This is a genomic window from Nocardiopsis protaetiae, from assembly GCF_045446735.1.
GTDB lineage: Bacteria > Actinomycetota > Actinomycetes > Streptosporangiales > Streptosporangiaceae > Nocardiopsis > Nocardiopsis protaetiae.
Genome location: NZ_JBJJBV010000217.1, coordinates 1 through 11365, shown reverse-complemented (window position 1 = coordinate 11365; position 11365 = coordinate 1). Strand labels below are relative to the sequence as shown.

Below are 11365 nucleotides of genomic sequence, written 5' to 3'. Positions count from 1 at the left end.
CGCCGCCATCGGAATCGGATCACCGCTGCTCGGGGGTGCCGTCGTCGCCCTCGAACTCGATCCGCTCGGTGCGGCGCTCGCCCTCGACGTGCTCCTCGTGGGTCACCTCGCGCTTGCGCACGTGGATCTCCTCCACGGGCACCTCGCGCTTGGTGACGACCGGGCGCTCCTCGTACAGGGTGAAGGTCTCCTCGCCCTCCTCCATGGAGTTCGGGTCCTTCATCTGCGAGGGGTCGGTGATCGGACGGCGCTCGACCTCCAGCTCCTCGTGGCCGACCGGGACGGTCTCGTCGAACCGCTCCGTGTCGACGTGGCGGCGCATCCGCGCCTGCCCGGCCTCGCGGCGCTCGACACCGACGTCGATCTGCTCCTCGGAGCGGATGACGACCTCCTCGTCGGCGCCCGGCCCGGCCGTGGGCGCGCCGGTCCCCGCGCGCTCCTGCGGACGGGGCGGCACCCCGGCCGGCTCCGCCCACCCCTCGGTTTCCGTGGCGGGCCGCCCGGCGGCCTCGGGATCCACCGTGCCCGGGGTGCGCCCCGCGGCGGTCGGCGCGTGCATCTCGTAGTACTCGCGGACCTCCTGCTCCTCGCTGGGCGAGATGTGGTCCTTGGCGTCGATGTTGGGCGCGTCCTTGACGGTGGACTTGTCGTAGGGGACCTGGATGTCCTCCTGTACCGGCTGCGCCCCCTGGAGCGGCACCAGGGTCTCCCTCATGCCGAACAGCCCGGTGTGGACGGAGGCCCAGGTCGCGTCACCGGTGCGGTCGTCCAGGTACACCCGGGCGACCTTGCCGATGTTGTTGCCCTCCTCGTCCAACATGTGGTGCCCCACGAACCTCTCCGCTCGGTGGCCTGTCATGGTCCTCCCCCTTCACCGGTCGGCGGGTCGGTCACCCGCCGCACACCTGAGCCGACTACCCCACCTGAACAGGAGAAAAAGCGTTTTCGCCGGGTCCGGTGAAGTCATGGGGAGGGCTTGGCCTCGGTTGGCCGCCCCTATGCACGGCATTGACGGGCCCGTGCCCGGGGCGGCCGGGACGGCACCGTCGGGCCGGGGCGGCCGGGGCGGTCAGACCAGGGCGCCGTCACGGGCGACGACCCGGCCGGCGCGCACCACCAGGTTCCGCGGCGGCAGGTCCACCACGACCTGGGGCGCGCACTCGCCCTCGACCAGGACGAAGTCCGCGGGGGCGCCGGGGGCGAAGTCGGCCGCGGGCAGCCCCACGACGGCCGCGCCGCCGTGCGCGGCGGTGTCCAGGGCGGCGGTCAGCTGCTCGTCGGTGCGGGCCCGGGAGGCCTTGGCCAGCAGGTGGGCGCGGTGCAGCATGTCGGCGTCGCCGAACGGGCTCCAGGCGTCGCGGACCCCGTCCGAGCCCAGGCCCACCAGCACCCCGTGGCCGCGCAGCCACTCCACCGGCAGCACGCGGGCGGGGTCGGGGGCGACCGTGGTCAGGGCCACCCCGGCCGCGCCCAGGGCGGCGGCCAGCGCGTCGAACCCGTCCCCGGCCTGCGGCACGGCGAAGGCGTGGCCGACGGTCACCTTGCCGCCCAGGCCCAGCGCGCGGGTGCGTTCGGCGATGGCGTACAGGGTGCGCATCCCGGTCCCGCCGCCCTCGTGCAGGTGGATGTCCACGCCGACGCCGTACCGGTCGGCCAGGCCGAAGACCAGGTCGAGCTGCCCGGTGGGGTCCTCGTCGAACTCGGCGGGGTCGATGCCGCCGATGAGGTCGGCGGCCCCGGTGCGCAGCGCCTCCTCCATCAGCTCGGCGGTGCCGGGCGCCCGCCGCACCCCGTGCTGGGGGAACGCGACGACCTCGACGTCCAGCGCGTGGGCGAGGTTCTCCGCCGCCCGGCGCACGCCCTCGACCCCGGCCAGCCCGTAGGCGGGGGCGATGTCGGCGTGGGCGCGCATGGCCCGGGTGCCGCGGGTGACGGCGTGGCCCATCAGGCGTTCGGCGCGCACCGCCACGGGGGTGGGCAGGGTGGCGAACACCTCGGCGTCCTGCTCACCGAGTTCGGCGATGCCGCGCGCCGTGCGGCGCGAGTACCAGGGTTCGCCCCAGGTGGTCTTGTCCGGGTGGATGTGCGCGTCGACCAGCGCGGGCAGGGCGAGCCGGCCGCCGCAGTCGACGACCTCGGCCCCCTCGGCGGCGCCGTCGGCGGGTCCGGCCGCCACGCGGCCGTCGACCACGACCAGGTCGACGGGGTCGCCGCCCAGCGGGCGCAGGTCGCGGAAGACCGTGGTGCGGGGGTGTGCGGTCACGTGGGTTCCCTCCCGGTTCCGACGCGGCGGGGCCCGGTGGCGGGCACTCCCACCGCGCAAAGGATCGGATGTCGGTTCATCCGACATCAACGGTATACCACTACGCTCCGAGGGGAGCCCGCCCGCGGGCACGGAACGCGGACATGGCAAAGGCGCGGGGCCGTTCGGCCCCGCGCCTCCGCGGTGGTCCTGCTCGGAAAGGGGTCAGACCTTGCGCCACTGCGGCACCCAGGCGCCGTCCTCGACGGTGTAGTCGCCGAACAGCGCCGGGGCCTCCTTCTGGAGGGTCTCGCCGATCCGGTGGAAGAGCAGACGGATCTCCTCCTCCGCGCCGGGCGCCGTACGCGCCTCCAGCGTGTGGCGCAGGGTGCGCACGTTGGCGGTCCACACCAGCCCGGTGGCCACGCCCTCGGGGGCGAAGCGGCGCATGAAGGAGGTCTTGTGCTTCTTCTCGGCGAACTTGACGCCCTCGTCGTCGAGGCCGAAGTGGTCCGCCATCCAGAGCTGGAACTCCTCCATCTGCGCCAGCATCGCCTCGGCGCGCTCCATCAGCTCCGGGTCGTCCTGGGCCCAGTCCGGGAACCAGAACGGCAGGTCCGCCAGGCGCACGAACCGCAGCGACTCCTGGGAGATGGCCACGCCCGGCCGGTGCCGGATGAGCTCGTGGGTGAGGACCCGCGAGACGTTGTGCAGCACGAACCCGAAGTTCACGTGTTCCAGCACCGAGCCGTGCAGGCTGGCCAGGATGTTGCCGAGGTAGGCGTCCTGGTCGGTGCGCACCCGGGTGACGTTGGGGTTGAGCCCCGGCTCCCAGGAGCGGTAGCACAGCCGCCCGGCGAACTCGGCGAGGTTCTGCGGGTCGTTGAGGTGGTCGTCCAGCTCGCCCCGGTCGAAGCGCTCCAGCCAGGACTCCCCGCCGACCTCCTTGAGGTAGTCGGCGATCGCGTCGTAGTCCAGTTGCGGACGCGAGATCAGTCGGACCTGCGGCTCGACCCTCTTCACTGCACTGCCTCCCGTGTCATGGCCCCCGGATCCCGGGCACGCGTGAGCGCCGTGACCTGGGGGTTTCAGGGACACGGGGCGTGTGACAGGGGTGGGGGCCGATCAGCCTCCCACGAGGGTACACGCCCCCGAGGGCGGCCACACGGCCCCCGCGCCCGACGCCCGTGTCAGAGGCCGTAGAAGTAGCCCGGGGTGAGGAAGAGTCCGAGGACGATGGCGATGATGCCCCACAGGAGCTGGCCGCGCACCACCCCGAGGACGCCGGCGACGAGAAGAATGATTCCGAGGATTGTCAGCAGAATACCCATGCACAACCACTGACCCATAACGAATCGATCAAACTTCACACCCCCCGCAGAGCACTCGAATCGGCCGCTACAGGGGCGTTCCGCACTGGCGAGCGGGGGTGAATGTGACCTGCGTCACACTCACTCCCGCCACGCCCGTTTCAGCCGCGGGCCAGGCGCAGCGCCCGCGCCACGATCTCCTCACCGACCGCGGCGGTCAGGATCGACTCCGGGTGGAACTGCACCGCGTAGCGCCGGCTCTCCCGGTCCTCGATCGCCATCACCACCGGCTCCTCCCCCTCGGCGTCGATGACCGCGGTGACCTCGTAGTTCTTCACCTGGCCCGGCAGCGCGTACGTGGAGTGGTAGCGGGCCGCCTGGAACACCCCGTCCTCGCCCAGCCCCGACAGCAGCTCCCCGCCCAGCGCCCGCACCCGGCCCGGCTTGCCGTGCACCGGGTCGGCCAGGGTGCTCAGCTCCCCGCCCGCGTGCTCCACCATGCCCTGCAACCCCAGGCACACCCCGAACACCGGCAGGCCGCGGGCGTCCAGCGCGTCCAGCAGCGCCGCCATCCCGAAGTCCTCGGGCAGCCCCGGCCCGGGCGAGAGCACCACCAGGTCCGGCGCCAGCCGGTCCAGCAGCTCCGGCTCGAACCCGTAGCGGACCGTCGTGACCTGCGCCCCGTGGCGGCGCACGTAGTCGGCCAGGGTGTTGACGAACGAGTCCTCGTGGTCGACCAGCAGCACCTTCAGCCCCTCGCCGGGCCGCTCGGCCGCGGCCGCGGCCTCCTCCCGCCCGGCGGGCTCCGCGGCGTCCTCGGTGGCGGCCGGCTCCTCCTCGCTCAGCGCCAGGGTCTCCAGCAGGGCGCGCGCCTTGAGGAAGGTCTCCTTCTCCTCCGCCTCGGGGTCGGAGTCGTAGAGCAGGGTCGCCCCCACCCGCACCGCCGCGACCCCGTCGCGGATGTGCGCGGTGCGCAGGGTCAGCCCGGTGTTCATCGCCCCGTTGAAGTTGATCACCCCGACGGCGCCGCCGTACCAGCGGCGCGGGCTGGTCTCGTTCTGCTCGATGAACCGCATCGCCCAGGTCTTGGGCGCCCCGGTCACCGTCACCGCCCACATGTGGGTGAGGAACGCGTCCAGCGCGTCGAACTCCCGGCGCAGCGTCCCCTCGATGTGGTCGACCGTGTGGATGAGCCGCGAGTACATCTCGATCTGCCGGCGCCCGATCACCCGGACGCTGCCCGGCTCGCACACCCGCGACTTGTCGTTGCGGTCGACGTCGGTGCACATGGTGAGCTCGGACTTCTCCTTGACGGAGGAGAGCAGCTCCTGGATGTTCTCGGCGTCGCCCAGCGCGTCGTCGCCGCGGCGGATGGTGCCGGAGATCGGACAGGTCTCGACCCGCTGGCCCTCGCCGGGCTCGCCGCTGACCCGCACGAACATCTCCGGGGAGGCGCCGACCAGGTACTCGCCCTCCCCCAGGTTGAAGAAGAACTCGTACGGTGCGGGGTTGCGGTCGCGCAGCTGCTCGTAGAAGTGGGCGGGCGAGGAGCAGCGGGCGTAGGTGCGGTGCCCGGGGACGACCTCGAAGAGGTCGCCGCGGCGGAACTTCTCCTTGGCGCGGGCCACCACCTGGGCGTAGGAACCGGGCTCGGGCCCGTCGGGCACCTCGGTGGCGACCACCGGCGGGGTCGGCTCGGTCTCGCGGGGCAGCCCCTTGGTGGTGGCGGCGGGCCGGTCGGCGATGGCCGGGACGGCGAAGTCGTAGGTGTAGCGGACGCAGGTCTCGCGCTTGCGGTCGCGCACGACGATGGCGTCGGGCAGGTGCAGGACGAGGTCGCGGTCGGTGGGGTCGCGGTCGATGTGCCGCTCGATGGGCTCGAACTGGAAGGCCAGGTCGTAGCCGAACGCGCCGTACAGGCCCAGGTTGGGGTCCTCGGCGGCGCTGAGGGCGTCGATGACGGCGCGCAGCGCGGTGAAGACGCTGGGGCGGCGGCTGCGCTCCTCCTCGGTGAAGAACGCGCCGGGGTCGGGCTCGGGGACGGTGACCGCGGTGTGGGCGGGCCGGCGCTCGAAGTCGACGCCGGTGGGCTCCAGGGCGTCGGCGATGACGGGGAGCAGCACGCGGCCGCGTTCGTTGAGGGCGGTGGCGGTGACCCGGCGGCCGCGGGTGGTCAGCTCCAGGCACGGGTCCACGTACCCCAGGTGCCAGCGGTCGTACCGGCCCGGGTACTCCATGCCGGAGGACAGCACGCCGCCGCGGCGGGTCTCGACGTCGCGGACGAGGTCGGTGAGGATCTCCGGGTCGCAGGGGGTGGCCTGGCGGTGGACGGTCACGCCGCCTCGGGTGCGGTACGTGGTGGTCTGTACGTCGCTGGGTGTCACGGCCGGTCCTTCGGGCGCTGGTCGGTCGGGGTGGGCTGCACCGGCCGGGGCCGCAAAGGAGAACGACCGCCGTTCCGGGGCGGTCGCTGCGAGAGATACGCGAAACTTCGACGCCGCCTAGGAGCGGCGCCACCACTGGGCCTGAACGGAGGTGTTTCGCATGGGGCAGAGTGTAGCGGTCCGGCGGGCCCGTGGGGACCCCTTGTGGGGAATCCGCCGGGAACGTGTCGCGGTCGGGCCCGCACGCGCGGGCACCGGGCGGGCGCGGGTGGCAGGTCCGCGGCGCGGCGTGCTACGGTGAAGGGCTCTGCACGATAGATATCCGAATCAGTCTTGATATCAACGCTCATCTTACCATAAGGAAACCAGTGAGTCAATCCGCTCCCGAAGCACGGTCGTCCGAACGGGAGGCCCTGGCCACCGAGCAGACCAGGGTCACCGCGATGTACGAGCGGCTGGACGAGCTGCGCGCCCGCACCGAGGTACGGCTCGCCGACGCCCAGCTCCAGGACCGCACCGGGTTCGCCGCCCTGGTGGAGCGCGAGACCCGCACCTTCGAGCACGCCCGGGAGCGCGCCCGCCTGGGCGCGGTCGAGGAGGGCCTGTGCTTCGGCCGGATCGACCTCACCCACCACGACGGCCCCGAGGCCCGCTACATCGGGCGGATCGGCCTGCGCGACGCCGACTACGAGACCATCCTCGTGGACTGGCGGGCCCCGGCCGCCCGCCCCTTCTACGCCGCCACCCCCGGCGACCCGAACGGGGTGACCCGCCGCCGCCACCTGCGGGTGCGCCGACGCCGGGTGACGGGCCTGGACGACGAGGTGTTCGACCTCGACGGGCTCGGCGACTCCGAGCGCCGCCAGCTCGTGGGCGAGGCGGCCCTGCTCTCGGCCCTGGGCAGCGGCCGCACCGGGCGCATGGGCGACATCGTCGCCACCATCCAGACCGAGCAGGACCGGGTGATCCGGGCCCGGCTCGACGGCGTGCTCGTGGTCCAGGGCGGGCCCGGCACCGGCAAGACCGTGGCCGCCCTGCACCGCGCCGCGTACCTGCTCTACACCCACCGCACCGTCCTGGAGCGGCGCGGTGTCCTGGTGGTGGGGCCCAACCCGGCGTTCCTGCGCTACATCGGCGACGTCCTGCCCTCCCTGGGCGAGACCGACGCGGTGCTGCACACCGTCGGCGGCCTCTTCCCCGGGGTGTCCGCGACCCGCCGCGACCCCTACGGGGTCGCCGCCCTCAAGGGCGACACCCGGATCGTCGCCCTGGTCCGCGCCGCGGTCCGGGACCGCCAGCGCACCCCGCGCGCGGCGTTCGGCACCGACGACCTGGTGGTGGAGACCGACTCCGGGGTGCTGACCGTGCCCGGGCGGGCCTGCGTGCAGATCGTGCGCACCGCGCGGGGCCTGCGCCTGGGGCACAACGTCGCCCGCAAGTACACCGTCAACGCGCTGCTGGCCGAGCTGGCCCGCGCCGAGTCCGCGCTGCTGGGCCGCGCCCTGCCGGAGGAGGACGTGCGCTACGTCGGCGAGCGCCTGTGGGAGGAGGACCCGGTGCGCGAGGCCGTGGACGCGATGTGGCCGCGCCTGTCCGAGCGGCGGCTGCTGCGGGAGCTGTTCACCGACCGCGAGGCGCTGGCCCGGGTGGGCGCGCGGGCCGGGTACTCCCCCGCCGAGGCCGCCCTGCTGCACCGGCACGCGGACGCCGAGTGGACGGTGGAGGACGTGCCGCTGCTCGACGAGGCCGCCGAGCTGCTGGGCCGCGACGACTCCGGCCGCCGGGCCCGCGACCGCCGCGCCGCCGCCCGGCGCGCCGAGGAGGAGCGCTACGCGCAGGGGGTGCTGGAGCTCACCGGCCTGTCCGAGGACGAGATGATGAGCGCCGCCGACCTGGCCGAACGCCACCGCGACCGCGGCCCCGGGCTGACCACCGCCGAACGCGCGGCGGGCGACCGCGAGTGGGCCTACGGGCACGTCATCGTCGACGAGGCCCAGGAGCTGTCGCCGATGGCCTGGCGCACGGTGATGCGCCGGGTGCCCACCCGCTCCCTCACCGTCGTGGGCGACCTCGCCCAGACCGGCAGCGCCGCGGGTGCCTCCTCCTGGGCCGACGCCCTGGAGCCGTACGCCCCCGGCAAGGTGCACGTGGAGCGGCTGCGGGTGAACTACCGCACGCCCGCGCCGATCATGGCGGTGGCCGCCGACGTGCTGCGCGCGGCCGCCCCGGGCGAGGAGCCCCCGGAGTCGGTGCGCGAGGACGGCGCCCCGCCGCGCGCCGTGTCGCTGCCCGCCGACCTCGCGGGCCTGGCCGCCCTGGTGGCGGACGAGCGCGCGGAGATCGGCGAGGGCAGGGTCGCGGTGATCACCGCCGACGACCGGATCGCCGCGGTGCGGGCGGCACTGCCCGGCGCCGCCGGGGCCCGGGAGCTGGAGCAGGAGGTGGTGGCGCTGACCGCCACCGAGTCCAAGGGGCTGGAGTTCGACGCCGTGGTGGTCGTGGAGCCCGACGCCCTGCTGGCGGCGCCGCGCGGCGCCAACGACCTGTACGTCGCCCTGACCCGCGCCACCCGGCGCCTCACCGTGGCGCACACCGGGCCGCTCCCCGCCGTCCTGTCGCGCCTGGAGTCCTGAGGCGGGAGGCCCGCCCGATCCGGGCTACCAGCCGACCTCGGGCGCCAGGTCCCGCACCTGCGGCAGGGCCGCGTCCCAGACCGTGGTGAACCACGCCGAGAACGGCTCCCCGGCCCGCATCCGCTCCAGCTCCCCGGGACCGACCGCCCGCACCTCCTCGACCTCCTCGGGGTCGGGGTCGGTCGGGCGGTCCAGGCGGCCCACGAAGAGGTGGTTGAACTCGTGCTCCACCAGCCCCGAGGCCGGGTCGGGGTGGCGGTAGGTCACCGTCCCGGCCTCGCGCAGCAGGGCGGGCGCCGCCCCGAGCTCCTCGCCCACCCGGCGCAGCGCCGCGATCAGCGGCCGCTCCTGCGGGTAGGGGTGGCCGCAGCAGGTGTTGGACCACACCCCCGGCGAGTGGTACTTGCCCAGGGCGCGGCGCTGGAGCAGCAGGCGTCCCTCGCCGTCCACGAGGAAGACGGAGAACGCCCGGTGCAGGACGCCGGGCGACCGGTGGGCCGACAGCTTCTCCGCGACGCCGGTGGTGGTCCCGTGTTCGTCCACCAGTTCCAGCAGGATCGGGTCCCGCGCCGGGGTCGCGGCCGGGCGCTCGGGGGCCTCGGTGCTCGTACTCAGGGAGTGGGTGGTCATCGCCGTCCTCGGGTTCGGTGCGGATGCGGGGGACATGCGGGGGACAACGGTGCCCGGGCCGCGGGGCGGCGGTCCCCGCGGCCCGGACGGCTCAGATGCGGTCGGCCGCGATGAGCAGGTAGTGGAAGCTGCGCTCACGGTAGGCGGTCAGGAAGGGGTCCTCGACACCGGTGGCGACGGAGGACCGCTCCCGCAGCTCCCAGTAGGGGATGGTGGCGTCGGTCAGGTCCACCACGGAGATGGGGACCAGCCCGTTGGCCGCCATGGCCTTGAAGTAGTGGCTGCGCGGGTGGATGTTGCAGGTGTAGTGCTCGTCGATGCGGCTGACCGCCTTGGAGCGGCCGCCGGTCACGTCGTTGTAGCAGCCGGTGATCGTCACGTAGCGGCCGCCGTGCTTGAGCAGGCGGGCGTGCTCGGCGAAGAGCTCGAACAGGTCCACGTACATGGTGGACTCGTTGTTCCAGCTGGCGCTGAGCGAGCCGGTCTCGAAGCCGGTGTCGAGCATGTTGCGGAAGTGGAACTTGACCTTGTCGTCCACGCCGCGCTCGCGGGCCTGGGAGTTGGCGAAGTCCACCTGCTTGCGCGAGATGCTCACGCCGTCCACGCTGCACCCGAACCGGGCGTTGGCCATGAAGCTCGTGCCGCCGCGCCCGGACCCGGTGTCCATGATCCGGTCCTCGGGGCCGAGCGGGCCCAGGTGGTCGAGCAGCAGGTCGGCCTGGGCGGTCTCCAGGCGGTGCATCTCCTCGATGATGCGCTGGTCGCGGGTCTCCTGCGGGCCCTCCAGGACGGAGGGGTCGTAGTCCCCCACCCCGTAGTGGTGGTGGAAGAAGCCGTCGACCTCGCCGAGGCGGATGTTGACCGGGTCCTGCTCGGCGTTCCAGTAGGCGGCCACCGACTCCTGGTAGGCGGTGCGCAGGACCTTGGCCGGGGTCGCGGCCGAAGGCGCGGGCATGGTGTCGGTCATCGGGAGGGAACTCCTTGTCGTCGCGTGTGTCCGGGGGCGGGCGCCCCCGGGGCGGGTGGAACACGGGCACGCCGAGGGCCGGCGTGTCCGGATGTGCGTGCGTGCGGGGGGAGCCGGGCCGGCCGTCGGGCCGGGCCCGGCGGTCAGGGCCCGGCGGTCAGGCCGGGGCGGGCTCGACCGGGGCCGTCTCGGCCGGCCGGTGGTAGCGGGCGGTGCTGGCGTGCCATTCGCGGCTGCCGCCCATCCACGCCCACAGGCCCCACAGGAACCGGCCGAGCTCGGGCGGACCGGTGGCGGCCAGGGCGGCGGCCTCCGCCTCGAAGGTGTGCATCAGCTCGTCGTGGATCTCGACGGTGCGCACCATCGCCTCGCGGGGCGTGCAGCCGTCCTCGGTCTCGATCAGCCGGGGCAGGCTGAAGTCGTCGACGTCCTCCTTGCCCATGGAGTAGAGGTCGTTGACGATGACGCTGGCCGATCCGGCCAGGGTGAACACCCGCCGGACCTCGGGCCGGCCGAACTGCTCGGCGGGCAGCTCGTACCCGGCCACCGGGTCGATGAGGGCCATGCAGGGCACGAAGCTGTTCTCGTGCCGGTGCATGAGGAACTCCCATACCGGAGGCCGCTGGCCGGTCGTGTACCAGACGCCCTCCTGGTTGTAGGCGACGAACATGATGGCCAGCTCGTGCCGGAGCCTGCGCACCTGCTGCCAGGTGGCGTACCGGCCCAGGTTGCCGATGCTGTCGCGCAGCGCCACCGCCACCGGGTCGGCCCGCACCACCCGCTCCAGTTCGGGTGCGTACCGCCTCGGCAGGTGGGCCTGGTCGATCACCGAGTGGGCGATGGCCAGCCGCTGCCCGAGCAGGTCGTGGCGGGCCTCCTCGACCTCCCCGTCCACGTAGTGGTCGTCCACCGACCACTCGGCCAGGGCGCACTTGGCGGCAGCCAGCAGGCGGTCGGGGTCGTCGGTCTCGGGGTGGGCGAGCATGATGAGCCGCCCGAACCCGGCCGAGCGCACCCGGTCGAGCTGGCCGGGGTAGACGCCGACCTCGGCGGCCCACTCCACCAGCCGGTCGTCGACCTCGTCGCCCAGCGCCGGGTCGTCGCGCACCGCCGGCGGGCAGTACAGGACGGGGACCGGGTCGGCCGCCCCGGCCGCCACCCGGGTTCCCGGGTCGGTGGCCGGGGCCGTTCCCGGGGCG

9 protein-coding genes are annotated in these 11365 nt (G+C 73.8%); 1 reads left to right on the top strand and 8 read right to left on the bottom strand.

Features of this window, described 5'->3' with window-relative positions; all coding sequences use genetic code 11:
• Window positions 1–19: 19 nt before the first annotated feature.
• From ACJOT3_RS26150 to ACJOT3_RS26130, 5 genes are all read right to left on the bottom strand, one after another.
• Window positions 20–859: a PRC and DUF2382 domain-containing protein gene (locus ACJOT3_RS26150; RefSeq protein WP_406975763.1), complete on the bottom strand. Its 840-nt coding sequence runs from the start codon at window positions 857–859 to the stop codon at window positions 20–22.
• A gap of 210 nt (window positions 860–1069) precedes the next feature.
• Window positions 1070–2263 carry an amidohydrolase gene (locus ACJOT3_RS26145; protein ID WP_406975762.1) on the bottom strand — a complete coding sequence of 398 codons (1194 nt, stop codon included), beginning with the start codon at window positions 2261–2263 and terminating at the stop codon, window positions 1070–1072.
• Window positions 2264–2467: 204 nt separating this feature from the next.
• Window positions 2468–3265, bottom strand: coding sequence for an FAD-dependent thymidylate synthase (gene thyX, locus ACJOT3_RS26140; RefSeq protein WP_406975761.1), 798 nt, complete (start codon window positions 3263–3265; stop codon window positions 2468–2470).
• 167 nt (window positions 3266–3432) lie between these two features.
• A complete protein-coding gene (locus ACJOT3_RS26135) occupies window positions 3433–3573 on the bottom strand; it encodes a GPGG-motif small membrane protein (protein WP_406975760.1) in 141 nt (46 codons plus the stop codon).
• A gap of 140 nt (window positions 3574–3713) precedes the next feature.
• Window positions 3714–5936, bottom strand: coding sequence for an anthranilate synthase component I (locus tag ACJOT3_RS26130; RefSeq protein ID WP_406975759.1), 2223 nt, complete (start codon window positions 5934–5936; stop codon window positions 3714–3716).
• A gap of 368 nt (window positions 5937–6304) precedes the next feature.
• Here ACJOT3_RS26130 and ACJOT3_RS26125 point away from each other — a divergent pair, with 368 nt between their 5' ends.
• A complete protein-coding gene (locus tag ACJOT3_RS26125; RefSeq protein ID WP_406975758.1) occupies window positions 6305–8569 on the top strand; it encodes a HelD family protein in 2265 nt (754 codons plus the stop codon).
• A 24-nt stretch (window positions 8570–8593) separates the two neighbouring features.
• On the opposite strand, the gene idi is transcribed toward ACJOT3_RS26125, so the two are convergent.
• The 3 genes from idi to ACJOT3_RS26110 all read right to left on the bottom strand — a co-directional run.
• The gene (idi, locus tag ACJOT3_RS26120; RefSeq protein ID WP_406975757.1) at window positions 8594–9199 is read right to left on the bottom strand and encodes an isopentenyl-diphosphate Delta-isomerase; all 606 of its coding nucleotides are present in this window, start codon (window positions 9197–9199) and stop codon (window positions 8594–8596) included.
• A gap of 91 nt (window positions 9200–9290) precedes the next feature.
• A complete protein-coding gene (locus tag ACJOT3_RS26115) occupies window positions 9291–10166 on the bottom strand; it encodes a geranyl diphosphate 2-C-methyltransferase (RefSeq protein WP_406975756.1) in 876 nt (291 codons plus the stop codon).
• A 157-nt stretch (window positions 10167–10323) separates the two neighbouring features.
• On the bottom strand, window positions 10324–11365 hold a 1042-nt coding region (locus ACJOT3_RS26110; protein ID WP_406975755.1), incomplete at its 5' end, for a family 2 encapsulin nanocompartment cargo protein terpene cyclase.

Coding starts and splice junctions, on each gene's coding strand:
- ACJOT3_RS26150 (WP_406975763.1), bottom strand. CDS start 859: ATGACAGGCCACCGAGCGGAGAGGTTCGTGGGGCACCACATGTTGGAC.
- ACJOT3_RS26135 (WP_406975760.1), bottom strand. CDS start 3,573: ATGGGTATTCTGCTGACAATCCTCGGAATCATTCTTCTCGTCGCCGGC.
- idi (WP_406975757.1), bottom strand. CDS start 9,199: ATGACCACCCACTCCCTGAGTACGAGCACCGAGGCCCCCGAGCGCCCG.
- ACJOT3_RS26115 (WP_406975756.1), bottom strand. CDS start 10,166: ATGACCGACACCATGCCCGCGCCTTCGGCCGCGACCCCGGCCAAGGTC.